Genomic DNA, 16,985 nt, shown 5'->3' on the forward strand with positions numbered 1-16,985 from the left:
CGAAGTTATCCACAGGCGGCAGGACCCATTCGCGCGATGTCAGTGGCATCGGGTTGCATGGGGACATGACCAACGACGAACTCCGCGTCTCAGCCGACCGCGTCCTGGCCCGTCTCGTCGGCGACACGACGGGTGCGGCCAGGCTGCGCGAGGACCAGTGGCGAGCCATCGAGGCCCTGGTGGCCGACCATCGCAGGGCACTGGTCGTCCAGCGCACCGGTTGGGGGAAGTCCGCGGTCTACTTCGTGGCGACCGCACTGCTGCGAGAGCGCGGCAGCGGGCCCACGGTGATCGTTTCGCCGCTCCTCGCGCTGATGCGTAACCAGGTCGAGGCCGCCGAGCGCGCGGGGATTCGGGCGCGCACCATCAACTCCGCGAACACCGAGGAATGGGAGACCGTCCAGGAGGAGGTCGCCGCGGGGGCGGTGGATGTCCTTCTCGTGAGTCCTGAGCGCCTCAACAACCCCGACTTCCGTGATCAGGTGCTGCCCAAGCTCTCCGCGTCGACGGGTCTGCTCGTCGTCGACGAGGCGCATTGCATTTCCGACTGGGGCCATGACTTCCGCCCCGACTACCGCCGCCTGCGAACCATGCTGGCCGACCTACCGCCCGACGTTCCCGTGCTCGCCACCACGGCGACGGCCAACGCCCGTGTCACCGCCGATGTCGCCGAGCAGTTGGGCACGGGGGACGGGTCGACGCAGACGTTGGTGCTGCGGGGTTCGCTGGAGCGGGAGAGTCTGAGTCTTGGCGTGCTGAACCTGCCGGACGCGGCACATCGCTTGGCCTGGCTCGCTGACCACCTCGACGAGTTGCCGGGCTCCGGCATCATCTACACCCTCACCGTCGCGGCAGCGGACGAGGTGACCACGTACCTGCGCCGCAGCGGACACAATGTGGCCTCCTACTCAGGCAAGACGGAGGACGCGGACCGCCGGGCCGCGGAGGCCGACCTCCTGGCAAACCGCGTCAAGGCGCTGGTGGCCACCTCCGCGCTGGGCATGGGCTTCGACAAACCAGACCTCGGGTTCGTGGTGCACCTGGGTTCGCCCGCGTCACCGATCGCCTACTACCAGCAGGTAGGCCGAGCGGGCCGAGGAGTCGAGCACGCCGAGGTGCTCCTGTTGCCGGGGCGCGAGGACGAGGCGATCTGGCGGTACTTCGCTTCCCTGGCCTTCCCCTCCGAGGAGCAGGTGCGCCGCACCCTCGGTGTACTGGCGGCGGCCGACCGCCCGTTGTCCCTGCCCGCCCTGGAACCCCAAGTCGAGCTGCGTCGCTCCCGTTTGGAGACGATGCTGAAGGTGCTCGATGTGGATGGGGCGGTGCGTCGAGTGCGCGGGGGCTGGACCTCCACGGGGCAGCCGTGGGCGTATGACGCGGAGCGGTACGCCTGGGTGGCGCGACAGCGCGCTGCCGAGCAGGAGGCGATGCGCGCGTACGCGTCCACGACGGAGTGCCGCATGGAGTTCCTGCGCCGGCAACTGGACGACGAGACGGCACAGCCGTGTGGCCGTTGCGACAACTGCTCAGGCACCAGGTTCTCCGTCGACGTTTCCGCCGCCGCGCTCCAGACGGCGCAGGGCGAGCTTGGCAGGCCGGGAGTGGAGGTGGAGCCGCGTCGCATGTGGCCCACGGGCCTACCCGCCATCGGGGTCAGCCTCAAGGGCAGAATTCCCGCCGGTGAGCAGGCCGCGCCCGGCCGGGCCCTCGGCCGGTTGTCCGACATCGGATGGGGCAATCGCCTCCGCCCGCTGCTCACACCACAGTCACCGGACGGCGAGGTGCCCGACGACGTCGCCAACGCCGTGGTCACGGTGCTCGCCGACTGGGCTCGCGGACCGGGAGGTTGGGCCTCCGGCGCTCCCGACGCGCCAAGTCGACCGATAGGCGTGGTCACCGTGGCCTCACGGAGCAGGCCGCAGCTCATCCAGTCCCTGGCCGAACGGATCGCGACCGTCGGCCGCATGCCGCTGCTGGGCACCGTCGCCTATCGGGACGACCGGGTCGACACGCGCGTGCCACGCACCAACAGCGCCCAACGGTTGCGAGCCCTGGACGGCGCGTTGACCGTACCGCCGGCCCTGGCTCAGGCGCTGTCCTCGGCCGATGGTCCAGTGCTCCTCGTGGACGACTACACGGACACGGGCTGGACCCTGGCGGTCGCGGCTCGACTGCTTCGCCAAGCCGGCGCGGAAGCAGCGTTTCCGCTGGTCCTCGCGGTGCAGGGGTGACACAAGGCGCGCCGAGCGGTGCATCAACCAGAAACATGAGGGACATATGGCCGGATAGCGGTCACTGACCTCGGCTGTTCATTGCCGCCGTTCAACGTGACCGCGAGAATTGAACTGGCTCTTCGGTCGTGGCGTCCCCAGGGCCGGGTGCTGCTGTGTGAACCATGCTCGCCGCCCGGCTCGGGCACACAATGAAGGGAGGATCGTGGCCTTCGGCTTCGCCCCGCCCCCCCGCGTCCGACCCCTCCCACCGGCTGGGACGCATACTCGAATCCGCCGAGTGGGCTGCCGCTGGCATCCCCCTACTCTCCAACCCCCGCGAGCTGGTCAACGGCCTGTACGCCCGGCACGCGCCCGCGTTGTCCACCGCGGTCGTGGGCGTACTGCAGCAGGACGGGCGGTTGGCGGCCAGCGCTTCGTTCCGCCAGCGCGCCGACGTCGCGGACGGTTGGGAGTTGCGTAACGGGCTGCTGGCACGGCTGCGCCGGATCATCCCGCATGATCTGCGACTGCGGAGTCCGGTGCGTACGGCGGTCCTCATGTACTGCCGTGGCGGGGACGGCGGCTGGACTGAAGAGGACGGGGCCTGGATGTGGGGACTGCGGGATGCGTGCACCCTGCACGGCCTGCGCTGCGGTGCCTACATCACGATGACGCCTCACGGCTGGCAGGTGCTGGGCGACGGGCGCGGAGGACGGCGTCCGTACGTGGGCTCGCCGGTTGACAAGCTCATATCGAAGGAGACGGAGACGCCGAGCAGGGTTGCCCCTTCCCGTGGAACGGGCGGCGCTTCCGCCGACAACCTGCGGCCGACGGCGGCGTGCTGACTGCCCTGCGGACGGGCCTGTCACGGGTGTTGCCCACTGGCTGGCTCGGCTGCTGCGCCCCAGCCAACTACCGCGAGAGACGCGAAACGCGGGCCAGCGCCCAGGGATACGCCGTTAGCCGAGCGCCCTCTCGGTGAGAGTGCGCCCGGCTCGGGGCAGGCCAAGTCGCCCAGCGTCACGGGCCGCTGGAGGCTAGACGCTCGCCGTCAGCATGGTGTTGATGCGCTGCGGGTCACCGCAGACGATGAGCAGCACGCCGGCGCGAGCCATCGCCTGAGGCAGCAGCCGGGCCACGTCCTTGTCCGCGCCGCCGTTGACGGCCACGACCACCACCGGGCGCCCGGTGGCCCGTCCCGCGTCGGCGGCGGCGTAGAAGACGTCGTCGCCCGCGTCGTGCTGGGCCCAGTACGACGCCTCACCGAAGGACAGCTCGTGCGCGGCCCACGGGTGCGGGTCGCCCGTCGTGAGCACCAGCACATCGCCGGGTGCGCGGCCGGATTCCAGCAACAGGTCGACGGCCTCGTCCGCAGCGTCCAGCGCGCCCTGCTCGGAGGCGGGGATGAGCTGGAGCTGCGCCTTGGCCGACGCCTTGGACGGGGCAGAGGGAACGGCAGGCGTGGGCCGCACGGCATTCGCTGGCGTGCGCTGGGCCGGGGCCGCCGGAACTCGGTTCGGTCCGGGACGGCCAGGTCGCATCGGAACGGGCCGGGGACCGGGAACAGGACGAGGGGTCGACGCGGCATGGCCGGAGGCCGGCGCTACGCGGGGACCCGGGACACTCTCGTGAATCTGAGGCTCCTCGGGGATGAGAGGCATATGTGATGTCTATCAAACGCCGACGCGGAGCGCGTCGGCGGGTGGCTAGTTGGGGCGACTCAGGCCCCGGTGAAGTCGAAGCCGAGTTGGCCTTCGCTCTCCAAGTCGATGACGTCCGGGCTGATGCGGGGCCGCTTGAGGTGCTGCCAGCGCGGCAGCGAGTCAAGGTACGCCCACGACAGTCGGTGATGCGGGGTGGGGCCCAGTTCCTCCAGGGCTGCACGGTGCGCGGGCGACGGATAGCCCACGTTGTCCTCGAAGTAGAACTCCGAGCACCCCGCGCCCAATTCCGCCATCATCGTGTCCCGTCGCACCTTGGCCAGTACGGAGGCGGCGGCCACGGCGATGCACGACTGGTCGCCCTTGATCACCGTACGCACCTGCCAGGGGGCGCCGAGGTAGTCATGCTTGCCGTCGAGGATCACCGCGTCGGGTCGCACCGGCAGCGCGTCCAGAGCGCGGGTCGCGGCCAAGCGGAGCGCCTCGGTCATGCCCAGCTTGTCGATCTCTTCCGGCGAGGAGTGACCGAGGCCGTGAGCCGTGACCCAGGTCGTCAGCTCCGCGGCGAGTGCCGTGCGGCGCTCTCGCGTGAGCAGCTTCGAGTCGGTCAGTCCGGCAGGCGGGCGTCGCAGCCCGGTGACTGCGGCGCAGACGGTGACCGGACCAGCCCATGCACCACGGCCGACCTCATCGACTCCGGCGACGATCTTGGCTCCGGTCGTGGCGCGTAGCGAGCGCTCGACGGTGTGAGTGGGCGGTTCGTGGGGCATGGCGATGCTAAGACTACGCCGCCCGGGTGAGGGGTTGTGCACCCGGAGCCGTTCAAGCGCCATACGGCTGGTGATCACCGTGGTACACGGCGCGTGTCAGCGGCCGGGGCACCTGTGAGGGGTGCTCTGTCAGGGCGTACGCAGCGTCGCGGGCACTGGCATCGGCGGGGCGAGGCCGATCGTTTCCCACGCGGCCCGAGTGGTCTCCCCGCTCAGCGCGGCTGGCCCGGTAGCCAGTCGGGGAGCGCCTCGGTACGGTCCTGCCACTCGGCCGGCGGGGCGCCTGTCGAGCTGCCGGCGAGGACGCCTCCGACGATGGCGCAGGTGGTGTCCACGTCACCGCCTGCCTGCGCGGTCACCCAGAACGCCCGCTCGAAGGAGGCGAGGTTTCCGGCGGCGGCCCACAGCGCGAAGGGCACGGTGTCGTGCGCGCTGGTACGGCGACCGCAGCCGAGGACGGCGGCGACGGTGACCGGGTCGGCGAAGTCGAGCATGTCGCGCGCGCGGCGCAGCCCGGCCTGGACAGCGCTGCGCGGTACCAGCGCCACCACGTCGTCCAGCAGTCGCGCGGGATCGCCGGGCCCGTCGGGAGCGGCGACCAGGGCCGCTGCCGCCGCCACCGCCATAGCCCCGGCTACCGCCTCGCGATGTTGGTGGGTGGTGTAGGCGGAGATCTCTGCCTGGTGTGTCGCCTGCTCGGCGTCCCCCGCGTACCAGGCTCCCAGTGGGGCGATCCGCATCGCGGCGCCGTTGCCCCACGAGCCCTGACCGTTGAAGAGCGCGGCGGCCAGTTCCCGCCAGTCGGCTCCTTCCCTCACCAGCCTCAGCATCCGGTTCACCGCGGGCCCGTATCCGCGGTCGAAGTCGTGGTGCTCGGCGAACGAGGTGGCGAGCGCGTCCTGGTCGATGCGGCCGTGCATGGCCAACACGGCGAGCACGGAGCACGCCATCTCGGTGTCGTCGGTCCACTGCCAGGAACCGGGAGGTAGTGCGCGTGCTTGCAGGCGGGCGTAGTTGGCGGGAACGAAGAACTGGGAGCCGAGGGCATCGCCCACGGCCAGACCACGCAGGCTCGCGTGGGCGCGTTGAAAGCGGTCAGCGGTCATCGCAGCGAACTCTAACCGGTAGTGGATACGGTACAGGGGTGCACCAGCGCTCGAACGGTCGGTCCAATCGGTAGCGGCCGTCGTCTCCGAGCAGCAGGGTGCGGTATTCGGCGTTCCCCGGGTTGGAAAGCGACTCGAATTCCGCGACGCTCCAGTGAAACCAGCGCATGCAGAACAAGCGCATGGTCAGGCCATGGGTCACGAGCAGGACGTTCCGTGGGTGGTCGGGGTCCTCGAAACTGCGCCACAGGCTCTCCAGGAAGGCACCCACCCGGTCATAGACGTCCGCGCCGGACTCTCCCTGCGCGAAGCGGTAGAAGAAATGGCCGTACGCGTCGCGGTACGCCTTCTGCTTGCGAACATCCTCCTGGTCCTGCCAGTTTCCCCAGTCCTGCTCGCGTAGCCGCGGCTCCTCGCGGACCCGGGTCCGCGAGGGATTCAGACCCAGCAGGTGGAACGTCTCATGGGTGCGGCGGTAGGGGGAGACGTAGGCAGAGATCGGCTCGTCTCCGAAGGTGCTCCGTAGCGCGATGCCCGCTTCGGCAGCCTGCTGTTGCCCGCGTGGCGTCAGGGCAAGCGCATGATCGGGCTCCCTTTCGTAGACGGTGTCGTCGATGTTTCCCTCGGACTCGCCATGGCGGATGAGGACGATGCGCTGAGGTCGTGCCATTCGGCCACCCTAGATCGACCGTCGCGCCGCCGCCGTGACGCTCACCCGCCCCGCGCACGTCCAACGGGCGGTGACTAGCTGGAGACAAGGCGTCCGCGGCGCAGCTCTCGGTGTTCGCCGGCGAACCGCGCGCGCAGCAATCGGTCGTGGGTGACGACGACCAAGGCGCCCTGCCACCGGGCCAGGGCCGCCTCCAGTTCTTCGACCAGGCCGAGGGCGAGGTGATTGGTCGGCTCGTCCAAGAGCAGCAGGTCCATCGGCCTGGCCAGCAGGCGCGCTAGGGCGAGTCGGCGGCGCTGTCCGACGGAGAGTGAACCCACCGGAACGTGCAGATCGCGCTCACGAAACAGCCCGTACGACAGGAGGCGCTGGGCGTGCTCGTCGGGCCCGTCCGGCAGCCCTCGACCGAAGACCGCGAGCAATCGCTCCTGGGGATGATCCACCGGTATCTCCTGGGCGAGGTAGCCGATGCGCCCTCGGCGGTGGACCCGGCCGCTGTCAGGCGTCGCCACTCCGGCCAACAGGCGTAGCAGGGTCGTCTTCCCTGCCCCGTTGTCACCGTGGATCAGCAGTCGCTCTCCGGCCCGGACGGACAGTGCGTGCACGGACAGTCGGTCCGCGACCCGGACTTCGTCCAGGGCGACGAGTTGGCCACCGGCGTCCCCCCGCGCGGGGCGGGCAGCGAATCGCAGCACGTCAGGCGGCCTGGGGACGGGGTCCGCCTGGAGCCTTCTCAGCCGCTCCTGGGCGTTGCGCACTCGGCTGGAGACCGATGCCTGGACACGCCCCCTGTCCCGGCCGTAGGCCATCTTGTTGCCGTCCTTTCTCGCCCGGCCGGGGGCGACGCGCGGGGCGGTCGTGGCGGCGAACTCCGCCAACTCGGCGGTGTCTGCGCACCACTGCTCGTACGCCTCTTCCCAGCGTCGCCGCGCGGCGACTCGCTCCGCGATGAACCCCGGGTACCCGCCTCCGTAGCGCACGAGTGCGCGTCGGTCGGCGTCCACTTCCAGGATCGCGGTGGCTACCCGCTCCAGGAACACGCGATCGTGAGAGATCGCGAGCACCGTGCCCGGGTGAGTCCGAAGGGCATCCTCCAGCCAGGTCAGGGCTGTGGCATCGAGGTGGTTGGTGGGCTCGTCGAGGAGCATCACCTCGGGAGCCGCGGCGATAAGACAGGCGAGGCCGAGGCGGGCCTGCTCGCCACCGGAGAGTTCGCCGAGTCGCCGCTCGCGGCCGACGTGCGCGAGGTTCAGGGCCTGCAGGGCCTTGTCCACCCGTACGTCCACCTCGTACCCACCGCGGGCCTCGAACGCGGTGAGCAACTCCCCGTATTCCGCCAGGGTTTCGGCACGGGCATCGCCGAGGGTGGGCTCCAACGCGCGCAGCCTGCGCTCCATGCGGCGCAGACCCTCCAGCGCTCGGCCTATGGCGTCTCCGACCGTGTGGTCCTGGGGAAGCTCTGGGGCCTGGGTGAGATACCCCACCTCGCCGTCGGCGATGGTGACGACCTCCCCCTCGTCAGGATGGTCCATGCCGGCGATCAGTCGTAGCAGCGTGGACTTGCCCGCGCCGTTCTCCCCCACGATGCCGACGCGCTCTCCGGGCCGCGCGGAGAACGACACGTCATCGAGGAGCAGTCGATCCCCACGAGAGACGGTGACGCCTCGTAGCGAGATTTGGGTAGGCAAGTGACCCCCAGTACACAGTCGGACTTCAAATGCATCTCGAGTTGCGTTACGCTCAGCATGACACGCTCGCCCTCTCTAACGCAACGGGAGTTGCACATGACTCGTGACTCCGCCGCCGCCCCCGGGACGGTGCGCCCCGGTGGGCGGACGGCTCGCACCCGCGCAGCCGTCCGCGACGCCGTCCTCACCGGCCTCGCCGACCACGGGTACCCGGGCCTGACCGTCGAGTACGTCGCGGAGCATTCGGGGGTGCACAAGACCACGCTCTATAGACGCTGGGGCGGTGTCGACGGGCTGCTCGTGGACGCGCTCGACCTCGCGGGAGAGGATTCCTGGACGCCACCCGACACGGGAACGCTCGAAGGCGACCTGCGCGCCTTGGCTGATGAGGTGGCGGCGACGTTCGGCGACCGCGCGACGGCTGCCGCGCCCACCGCGTTCATCGCGGCCGCGTTCCAGTCGGAGCGCGCCGCGCAGGGGCTGCGCGACTTCTACCGGGAGCGCTTCGACCGTTGCGGCCCGCTGGTCAGCCGCGCCATAGAGCGCGGCGAGGCTCCCCCCGGGACGGACGCGGGCGCCGTCGCCCGGGCCGTTTCCGCCCCTCTGTTCTTCCGCGTCTTCGTGACCCGTGAGCCGATCGACGCCACGCACGCGCGGCAGAGCGCCCTTGCCGTGTTGGCCGCGATCCAGGCCGGGGCGTATGCAGTCAGCACCGACTCAGCCCCGCCAGCCGACGCGGCCGGCGACAGCTCATCCGCTGACGAGCACACCGGGCGAGAGCCGTGAGCCGGAGGCCGCCGGCTCACGTCGGGCACGAATCGAGGGCACACGCGACGCGCACCCGGGCGACGGCGCCGCCTGTCACACGGTCCAGGAGGGCTCTATCGCGACAATGTCGCCCGCCAGCGCGGCGATGTCCGTGTCCACTTCGGCCCGGGTGCCGAGTCGCTGCACCCGTTCCTCGCGGTACTTGCCGTGCTCTGCCGCCGAATTCCACATGGATAGTACGAGGAACTCGTGACCGGGGGCCTGGCCGAATACGCCCCTGAGCATGCCTGGCGAGCCGGCCATCGCCGGGTTCCATACCTTCTTCTGCATCAAGGTGAAGTGCTCGACCCGGTCCGCGTGCACCTGGCAGTGCGCGACCCGCACCACGTCGACATCGCCGAAGCGCGGCTCGAAACCGACCTTGACGTCGAACTGCCGCTCGAAGAGCAGCACTTGCATGTCCGTGTACGTTCCGCTCTGGCCCGCCGCGAGGCGGTCATGCGCTCGTGCCATGAAGGAGTCGTAGAACGCCCTGCTCTCCCAGAAGCCGAAGACGTGCGCCACCTCCGGACGCGTACGGCTCCACCCGCCGCCCTGCCCACGGAAACCCGGCTCGCCGAGCAACCCCGCCCATTTCCGCTGCCCACGCTCGAACCCGGGACGGTCCGTCACGGAGCAGCGAATCCACTTGACCAGCACCGCGCCATCGTACGGCCCACGCGACCGCCACCGTCACGAACCGGAGGCATACCCCTGGACAAGCTTTTCCGCATCGGCGTCGTCCAGTTCGACGCCGAACTCGCTGAGCAGCACCTCAATCAGCTCCTGTGGTGCGACCTCGCGCCCTTCAGTCGTGCCATCAGGGCGTGCGAGGGCTAGTCGCGCGCCGACCAAGCGATGCCGCACGCCGGGGTCGGTCCGCTGGACCACCGGTCGGGAGACGAAGGGAGACCGTTCGTGTGTGGAGATGTAGTAGTTACGGACTTCGTAGTCGATGGGGTAGCGCTGCTCCGAGGTGAAGGCGTAGAGGTCGAACCAACCATCGGAGTGCAGCGACCGCAGCGACCAGACCCCGTCGGCCTCACTGGCCAGGCCGAAGGTCCAGTCGCCCTGCCGGTGCTGGTCACCGGCAACCCACGGCAGCGGCTCCAGAAGTCCCTCACCGCCGAAGCCCACGTCCGCGATCCAGTCATCGCCCTCGATCGAGACCCGCAGCAGCATGTGCGTCTCGGCGGTCAGCTTGTCGGACCCCATCCGCACCCGTGCTCCGAGTCCCGTGACCGAGAAGCCCAGCCGTTCCAGAGCGGCGGCGAACAGCAGGTTCTGCTCGTAGCAGTAGCCTCCCCGCCGCTGGCGCACCAGCTTGGCCTGGAGCGCCTCGATATCCAGCAGGATGGGCCGCCCGAGCACGATCTCCAGGTTCTCAAAGGGGATGGCCGCCACGTGCGCCCGGTGCAGCGCCCGCAGGGTGCTCACGTCAGCGGCGAGCTTCGCGTCGGCAACCGCGGGCTCACGTCGGCCTCCGGCCCCGGGGGCCGGCGGTGTCTTCGTACCGTCGCCGTCGCCCGTCGACCCCGCGAGGCCAATGCGTGCCAGGTAGGCGTCCAGGTCCAGGCGGTCGCTGCCCCACATGGATTCGCTCACGAGCCTTCCCTTTCTCCAGACGCGGCCGTCCGACCTGCGCTTGTCCGCTGCACGGTAGACATCCTCCCAAACGCCACTCAGCGGCCGGGCGGGGTGCTCCCCGCCCGGGCGGCGGTCGAGGAACGCGGAGGCGGGGGCCGGCGCACCGCCGGCCCCCGCCATGGCAGACGTAGGCGACCTCGGCCCGGGCGCCGATCGGTACCGCTCGTCGTCCGCGCTGTCGCGAGGCTACTGACGGAGATCGCGTACGCCTGGCACGCCCTGTTGCCCGACATCCGGCTCGCGATCGGGGAACGCACGCAACCTGAGCTGCGGCGCCCTGTGGTCGGCGAGCCACCGCATCCGGCCGTCATCCGCCGCGAGACCGGCGCGTGCCGTCCGGGTCCACTCCGCTCGGTCCAGGACTTCGCGGTAGCTCGCCCGGATCGCTTTCTGCTCAGCCACAGAGCACCCCGCGGCCTCAGGAGGCTCCGTAGTCAGGTGCTGGGTGAGCAGCGCGACCGTGAAGTAGCGCTTCGTGGTCGGGCTGAGCGAACCCACGTGGCGAGCATGAGCTTCCAGGACCACCCTCGCATGGGGGTAGTGAGCGAGGGTGAGCCCCATTCCCCCGCAGTCGCTCATGCAGTGGAGCAGCCGACCGATGTGGTCGATCACCTCGCTGTCGATTTCGGGGGCTGCGAGCGCCTCATGGAGTCTGACGACCGTGGCGACCTTGCCGGCGAAGTATCCGTTGAGGAAGTCGCCGTCGCAGGCCCTGCGAAGCAACCACGGTCGTGCGGCCGGGTCGTCGAGCCTGCACAGAGCCTCGACGACGTAGACACGCCCCCAGCCGGTGACTCGCTCAGCGAGCCAGAGCAGGGCCTGTGTGCCGCCCGGTTGACTTTCAAGCGCGTGCGCCGCCAGTGGCCCGAAGTGGTTGGACAGCAGACCGATCGTTTGAATCAACGGGATGTCGTCGGCTGCTCCCACGGCAGCGAGCAGGGCCAGTCCCACGGTGGCCGAGCACCGGTCGGCGCCGTGTCGGACCAGCCAGCGGCCCGTATGGCGAACGCGCTCTCTGTCCGCCCGCCCGGCTGCGGTAGCGATGTGTTCGTTGGGGTGTATAGGGATGTAAATGTCGTGAAAGGCGTCGGCCAGTTCATCGGGAAGGGAGGAGGCCCGCGCGAAATGTGTGTCGAGGATGCGCGCCGCGTCCTTGCCGGCCGAGCGCCGGTCACCAGGTGCTCGCGGGCCCTTCCGATGACGGTGCGCCCCGTCGTCGGGGTATGGCTCCCCATCGCGGTGCAGCGGCTCCGTCGGAGCCAGCTCATGCAGCCGGAGGGCATGGTCGAACAGTGTTGTCGGCGATCCGGGCAGCCCCGTCCCGGTCGTCCCGCTCATCGGCGGACGGAGGACTCGATTCTCTTGATCATGGCCCGAAGAGTGCCACGGCGGCAGTCGCGGCGACAAGCCCTTTACGCGCCGACACGTTGCGTCAAGCGCATCAGCCGAGCGTCGGGATCGCCGAAGGCGGTGGAGCCGCAAGCCGGCTCCACCGCCATGATCAGGCAATCCACGCCTCAGCGAGGCCCGGAGTTAGCTGCAACCGCTCGTCGAGCCGCAGCCCTCGCACAGGTAGCAGCTCCCCGCTCGGCGCATCTTCGTCCCGCAGGAGAAGCACAGCGGGGCGTCCGCGTTGAGTCCGAGCTGCATCTCCACCAGCTCCGTGGAGTTGTGCGCCTGCTTGGGCGCCGGTACCTCCACCTTGCGCTCGGCCTGCTTCGGGGCGGCGAGCTGGCGCGGAGCCGACTGCGCCAGACCCTCCACGTCCACCTCGTCGTCACTGGCCTCGTACGAACCGGTGTCCAGGTGGCGCTGGCGCTCCTCGGCGGAGTGGATGCCGAGCGCCGAGCGGGTCTCGAACGGCAGGAAGTCCAGCGCCAGGCGACGGAAGATGTAGTCAACGATCGACTGCGCCATCCGCACGTCCGGGTCGTCGGTCATGCCGGCGGGCTCGAAGCGCATGTTGGTGAACTTGGAGACGTAGGTCTCCAGCGGCACGCCGTACTGCAGGCCGACCGAGACGGCGATGGAGAAGGCGTCCATCATTCCAGCGAGGGTCGAGCCCTGCTTGGACATCTTGAGGAAGACCTCGCCCAGCCCGTCGTCCGGGTAGGAGTTGGCGGTCATGTAGCCCTCGGCGCCGCCGACCGTGAAGGAGGTCGTGATGCCGGGACGCCCCTTGGGGAGGCGGTTGCGCACCGGGCGGTACTCGACGACCTTCTCCGGCTCCGGCTCGGCCTTGGCCTTCTCTTCCTTCTTCTTCGCCGACAGCGGCTGGCCGACCTTGCAGTTGTCGCGGTAGATCGCCAGCGCCTTCAGGCCGAGCTTCCAGCCCTCAAAGTACACCTCCTCGACCTCTTCGACCGTGGCCGACTCGGGCAGGTTCACGGTCTTGGAGATCGCGCCGGACAGGAACGGCTGGGCCGCCGCCATCATCCGGACGTGTCCCATGGCCGAGATGGCCCGCTCGCCCATCGCGCAGTCGAACACCTCGTAGTGCTCGTGGCGCAGCCCCGGGGCGTCGACGACATTCCCGTGCTCGGCGATGTAGCTCACGATCGCCTCGACCTGCTCCGGCTGGTAGCCGAGCCGCTTCAGCGCCTTGGGGACCGTGTTGTTCACGATCTGCATGGAGCCGCCGCCGACCAGCTTCTTGAACTTGACCAGCGCCAGGTCGGGCTCGACACCGGTGGTGTCGCAGTCCATCATCAGGCCGATGGTGCCGGTCGGGGCGAGCACCGACGCCTGGGCGTTGCGGAAACCGTTCTTGTCGCCGAGCCGGATGACGTCCTGCCACGCCTCCGTCGCCGCGGCCCACACCGGCGTGTCCAGGTCGTCCATGCGCTTGGCGGCGCCGTTGGCGTCGGAGTGCTGCTTCATGACGCGCTTGTGGGCGTCGGCGTTGCGCGCGTACCCCTCGTACGGGCCCACGACCGCGGCCAGCTCCGCGGAGCGCCGGTAGGAGGTGCCGGTCATCAGCGAAGTGATGGCACCGGCCAGGGCACGACCGCCGTCGCTGTCGTACGCGTGGCCGGTGGCCATGAGGAGCGCGCCGAGGTTGGCGTAGCCGATGCCGAGCTGACGGAAGGCCCGCGTCGTCTCGCCGATCTTCTGGGTCGGGAAGTCCGCGAAGCAGATGGAGATGTCCATCGCGGTGATGACGAGCTCTACGACCTTCGCGAAGCGTTCGGCGTCGAAGGACTGGTTGCCCTGGTCGTCGTCGCGCAGGAACTTCATGAGGTTGAGCGAGGCGAGGTTGCACGAGGAGTTGTCCAGGTGCATGTACTCGCTGCACGGGTTGGAGGCGGTGATCCGACCCGACTCCGGCGAGGTGTGCCAGTGGTTGATGGTGTCGTCGTACTGGATGCCGGGGTCGGCGCAGGCCCAGGCGGCCTCCGCCATCTTCCGGAACAGCCCCTTGGCGTCGACCTCGTCGATGACCTCGCCGGTCATCCGGGCGCGCAGCCCGAACGAGCTGCCCGCCTCGACGGCGCGCATGAACTCGTCGTTGACGCGGACCGAGTTGTTGGCGTTCTGGTACTGGACGGAGGTGATGTCGTCGCCGCCCAGGTCCATGTCGAAGCCGGCGTCACGCAGCGCGCGGACCTTCTCCTCTTCCTTCACCTTGGTCTCGATGAAGGCTTCGACGTCGGGGTGGTCGACGTCCAGGACGACCATCTTGGCCGCGCGCCGGGTGGCGCCACCCGACTTGATCGTTCCCGCCGAGGCGTCCGCGCCGCGCATGAACGAGACGGGGCCCGAGGCGTTGCCGCCCGAGGAGAGCAGTTCCTTGCTGGAGCGGATGCGGCTGAGGTTCAGGCCCGCGCCGGAACCGCCCTTGAAGATCATCCCCTCTTCCTTGTACCAGTCGAGGATCGACTCCATGGAGTCGTCGACGGAGAGGATGAAGCAGGCGCTGACCTGCTGCGGCTGCTTGGTTCCGACGTTGAACCAGACCGGCGAGTTGAACGAGAACACCTGGTGCAGCAGGGCGTACGTCAGCTCGTGCTCGAAGATCTCGGCGTCGGCCGGGGAGGCGAAGTAGCCGTGGTCCTCACCGGCCTTGCGGTACGTGTGGACCACGCGGTCGATGAGCTGCTTCAGGCTCGACTCGCGGCCCGGAGAGCCGACCGCGCCGCGGAAGTACTTGCTGGTGACGATGTTGACCGCGTTCACCGACCAGAAGTCGGGGAACTCGACGCCACGCTGCTCGAAGTTGACCGAGCCGTCGCGCCAGTTGGTCATGACGACGTCTCGGCGCTCCCACACCACCTCGTCGTACGGGTGCACCCCGGGGGCGGTGTGGACGCGCTCGATACGCAGGCCCTTGTTGGCCTTGCTTCCCTTGGAGCGGGAACCTCGTGCCGGACCGCTCGTCGTCTCTGTCATTCCGCCTCCCTGATACGGGCAAAACGCCCTATTGCGCCAGTTTGTTCCATGGCGCAATGCCTGTCTGTCGCCCGGGCACGCGGAGCGCCCCGGGCACGTATGTGTGTGGCCGCTAGTCGGCGGCGCGGGCCGCCCCGTCGCGCAGCTCGGCGACCGCGGCCTCGAAGTCCTCAAGCGACTCGAAGGCCTGGTACACGCTGGCGAAGCGCAGATAGGCGACGAGGTCCAGCTCGCGCAGCGGCCCGAGTATGGCCAGCCCGACGTCGTGCGTGGTCAGCTCGGCACTACCGGTGGCGCGAACCGCCTCCTCGACCCGTTGGCCGAGTTGGGCGAGGGCGTCCTCGGTGACAGGCCGCCCCTGGCACGCCTTGCGCACTCCGGAGATGACCTTGTCGCGCCGGAAGGGCTCGGTGACCCCGCTGCGCTTGATCACCATGAGTGACGCCGTCTCCACGGTGGTGAACCGGCGGGAGCAGTCGGGGCACTGCCGGCGCCTACGGATCGAGCAGCCGTCATCGGTGGTGCGACTGTCGACCACGCGGCTGTCGGGATGCCTACAGAAGGGGCAGTGCATGACTCCCTCACCCTTCTCGCCCTGAAAAACGGCGTACGAATCCCAGCGTCCATGGTGTCGACAGGCCCGCTGGTGGGGCTGTCGACGCGGTCCCCAGCATAGGCGAAGACCTCCGCGGCGATTCACCCGGGACCACAACCTATGGGCAACCGGCACCCATCAAACCACTAGATCTGGTGGCGGGCCGTCAACCTTTGGCGCGGCGTGTCACAGCACCGCGGCAGCCATGAGGGTACGGGAAGACGGGCGGGCGCGAAGCCAGGGGGGCGCGAGTGGCACACTGGGCGCGGCACAGCCCCTCACCCGCGCGCCCTCGCGCGCGGACCCGGGCCCCAGTCAGGGCCACCCACCCCGCAACGGCCGCTCTAGCCGCGCGCGAGGCGGATGCCGGCGGAGCCGGGCGGACTGGCCTGCGATTACCCACGGTCACGGCCGCGGACGCGCAGGGAAGGGCCGCCCCGCCACGAGCTGGCGCCACGGGGAGCGGTACCGTGATGGCCCGAAATCACTCCCCGCCTCATACACGAAGCTTCGTGATCACGTCAGCTAATCTGCGGATTTTCACTCGAACGTGTGTTTGGCGCAACCTTTCGAAAGCAACTACCGTTGGCTAACTAGGGAGAACATATCGAGAGGGGCCGACGTGACCACCACCGCCGACAGCGCCACCATCACCGCCCAGGACCGCTCCCGGAACCGACTCGAATCGGCACACACGATGAATGACGCCATCACACATCCAGAGGGGCAGCGGCCAGGCCGCTCGCTACCCGGCCGACCTCCCGGAATCCGCGCGGACAGCTCGGGGCTGACCGATCGGCAGCGGCGCGTCATCGAGGTGATTCGCGACTCCGTGCAGCGACGCGGTTACCCGCCGTCCATGCGGGAGATCGGGCAGGCCGTGGGGCTCTCCAGCACCTCGTCCGTCGCCCACCAGCTCATGGCGCTCGAACGCAAGGGGTTTCTGCGCCGAGACCCGCACCGGCCGCGCGCCTACGAGGTCCGTGGCTCCGACCAGCCCAGCGCGACGCCACCCGCGGACACCGCGGGCAAGCCCGCCGCCTCGTACGTACCGCTCGTGGGGCGCATCGCCGCCGGTGGGCCGATCCTCGCCGAAGAGTCGGTCGAGGACGTCTTCCCGCTCCCCCGGCAACTCGTCGGCGACGGCGAGTTGTTCGTGCTCAAGGTGGTCGGTGACTCCATGGTCGAGGCGGCCATCTGTGACGGGGACTGGGTCACCGTCCGCCGGCAGCCGGTGGCCGAGAACGGGGACATCGTCGCCGCGATGCTCGACGGCGAAGCCACCGTCAAGCGGTTCAAGCGCGAGGACGGTCACGTCTGGTTGCTCCCGCACAACGCCGCGTATCAACCGATTCCCGGCGACGAGGCCACGATCCTCGGCAAGGTAGTGGCGGTACTGCGCCGGGTCTGACCGCCTCTCACGACCGGCCCCGGGACCA

14 protein-coding genes are annotated in these 16,985 nt (G+C 69.5%); 4 read left to right on the forward strand and 10 right to left on the reverse strand.

Translation table 11 applies throughout. The features are described from left to right. The first annotated feature begins 65 nt into the window (after positions 1-65). Entirely contained in the window at positions 66-2,231 is a 2,166-nt protein-coding gene (locus tag OYE22_RS06995; protein WP_277319596.1) for a RecQ family ATP-dependent DNA helicase, read from the forward strand. 191 nt (positions 2,232-2,422) lie between these two features. Then, positions 2,423-3,058 carry a hypothetical protein gene (locus tag OYE22_RS07000; protein WP_277319597.1) on the forward strand — a complete coding sequence of 212 codons (636 nt, stop codon included), beginning with the start codon at positions 2,423-2,425 and terminating at the stop codon, positions 3,056-3,058. A gap of 192 nt (positions 3,059-3,250) precedes the next feature. On the opposite strand, the gene OYE22_RS07005 is transcribed toward OYE22_RS07000, so the two are convergent. The 5 genes from OYE22_RS07005 to OYE22_RS07025 all read right to left on the reverse strand — a co-directional run bounded on the left by OYE22_RS07005 (position 3,251) and on the right by OYE22_RS07025 (position 8,108). Next, positions 3,251-3,874, reverse strand: a complete 624-nt coding sequence (locus OYE22_RS07005) for a hypothetical protein (RefSeq protein WP_277319598.1) — start codon at positions 3,872-3,874, stop codon at positions 3,251-3,253. A gap of 59 nt (positions 3,875-3,933) precedes the next feature. Further along, on the reverse strand, positions 3,934-4,644 hold the full coding sequence (locus OYE22_RS07010) for a ribonuclease HII (protein ID WP_277319599.1): 711 nt from the start codon (positions 4,642-4,644) through the stop codon (positions 3,934-3,936). Positions 4,645-4,856: 212 nt separating this feature from the next. Continuing rightward, positions 4,857-5,750 (reverse strand): ADP-ribosylglycohydrolase family protein, encoded by an 894-nt coding sequence (locus tag OYE22_RS07015; RefSeq protein WP_277319600.1) that lies wholly within the window; start codon positions 5,748-5,750, stop codon positions 4,857-4,859. Beyond that, positions 5,740-6,420, reverse strand: a complete 681-nt coding sequence (locus OYE22_RS07020; protein WP_277319601.1) for a histidine phosphatase family protein — start codon at positions 6,418-6,420, stop codon at positions 5,740-5,742. The genes OYE22_RS07015 and OYE22_RS07020 overlap by 11 nt, the downstream gene beginning before the upstream one ends. Before the next feature lie 74 nt (positions 6,421-6,494). Then, complete coding sequence (locus OYE22_RS07025) at positions 6,495-8,108, reverse strand: ABC-F family ATP-binding cassette domain-containing protein (RefSeq protein ID WP_277319602.1); 1,614 nt, start codon at positions 8,106-8,108, stop codon at positions 6,495-6,497. 96 nt (positions 8,109-8,204) lie between these two features. Here OYE22_RS07025 and OYE22_RS07030 point away from each other — a divergent pair, with 96 nt between their 5' ends. Then, positions 8,205-8,894 carry a TetR/AcrR family transcriptional regulator gene (locus OYE22_RS07030; protein ID WP_277319603.1) on the forward strand — a complete coding sequence of 230 codons (690 nt, stop codon included), beginning with the start codon at positions 8,205-8,207 and terminating at the stop codon, positions 8,892-8,894. A gap of 75 nt (positions 8,895-8,969) precedes the next feature. Here the strand turns inward: OYE22_RS07030 and OYE22_RS07035 are convergent, their stop codons facing one another. The 5 genes from OYE22_RS07035 to nrdR form a co-directional block, all read right to left on the reverse strand. Then, positions 8,970-9,575, reverse strand: a complete 606-nt coding sequence (locus OYE22_RS07035) for a YdbC family protein (protein WP_277319604.1) — start codon at positions 9,573-9,575, stop codon at positions 8,970-8,972. A 33-nt stretch (positions 9,576-9,608) separates the two neighbouring features. Beyond that, the gene (locus OYE22_RS07040) at positions 9,609-10,520 is read right to left on the reverse strand and encodes an arylamine N-acetyltransferase (RefSeq protein WP_277319605.1); all 912 of its coding nucleotides are present in this window, start codon (positions 10,518-10,520) and stop codon (positions 9,609-9,611) included. A 228-nt stretch (positions 10,521-10,748) separates the two neighbouring features. After that, a complete protein-coding gene (locus OYE22_RS07045) occupies positions 10,749-11,900 on the reverse strand; it encodes a hypothetical protein (protein ID WP_277319606.1) in 1,152 nt (383 codons plus the stop codon). 195 nt (positions 11,901-12,095) lie between these two features. Continuing rightward, positions 12,096-14,951, reverse strand: a complete 2,856-nt coding sequence (locus OYE22_RS07050; RefSeq protein WP_277319607.1) for a vitamin B12-dependent ribonucleotide reductase — start codon at positions 14,949-14,951, stop codon at positions 12,096-12,098. Positions 14,952-15,063: 112 nt separating this feature from the next. After that, positions 15,064-15,525: a transcriptional regulator NrdR gene (gene nrdR, locus OYE22_RS07055; RefSeq protein ID WP_176166475.1), complete on the reverse strand. Its 462-nt coding sequence runs from the start codon at positions 15,523-15,525 to the stop codon at positions 15,064-15,066. A 643-nt stretch (positions 15,526-16,168) separates the two neighbouring features. Here nrdR and lexA point away from each other — a divergent pair. Beyond that, on the forward strand, positions 16,169-16,957 hold the full coding sequence (lexA, locus tag OYE22_RS07060; protein WP_176164485.1) for a transcriptional repressor LexA: 789 nt from the start codon (positions 16,169-16,171) through the stop codon (positions 16,955-16,957). Positions 16,958-16,985 lie beyond the last annotated feature (28 nt).

It is taken from the genome of Streptomyces sp. 71268, from assembly GCF_029392895.1.
Lineage (GTDB): Bacteria > Actinomycetota > Actinomycetes > Streptomycetales > Streptomycetaceae > Streptomyces.

Bases quoted from the DNA above. Each gene is read 5' to 3' on its own strand.
- OYE22_RS06995 (WP_277319596.1), top strand. From the start codon at position 66: ATGACCAACGACGAACTCCGCGTCTCAGCCGACCGCGTCCTGGCCCGT.
- OYE22_RS07000 (WP_277319597.1), top strand. From the start codon at position 2,423: ATGAAGGGAGGATCGTGGCCTTCGGCTTCGCCCCGCCCCCCCGCGTCC.
- OYE22_RS07005 (WP_277319598.1), bottom strand. From the start codon at position 3,874: ATGCCTCTCATCCCCGAGGAGCCTCAGATTCACGAGAGTGTCCCGGGT.
- OYE22_RS07010 (WP_277319599.1), bottom strand. From the start codon at position 4,644: ATGCCCCACGAACCGCCCACTCACACCGTCGAGCGCTCGCTACGCGCC.
- OYE22_RS07015 (WP_277319600.1), bottom strand. From the start codon at position 5,750: ATGACCGCTGACCGCTTTCAACGCGCCCACGCGAGCCTGCGTGGTCTG.
- OYE22_RS07020 (WP_277319601.1), bottom strand. From the start codon at position 6,420: ATGGCACGACCTCAGCGCATCGTCCTCATCCGCCATGGCGAGTCCGAG.
- OYE22_RS07030 (WP_277319603.1), top strand. From the start codon at position 8,205: ATGACTCGTGACTCCGCCGCCGCCCCCGGGACGGTGCGCCCCGGTGGG.
- OYE22_RS07045 (WP_277319606.1), bottom strand. From the start codon at position 11,900: ATGAGCGGGACGACCGGGACGGGGCTGCCCGGATCGCCGACAACACTG.
- OYE22_RS07050 (WP_277319607.1), bottom strand. From the start codon at position 14,951: ATGACAGAGACGACGAGCGGTCCGGCACGAGGTTCCCGCTCCAAGGGA.
- nrdR (WP_176166475.1), bottom strand. From the start codon at position 15,525: ATGCACTGCCCCTTCTGTAGGCATCCCGACAGCCGCGTGGTCGACAGT.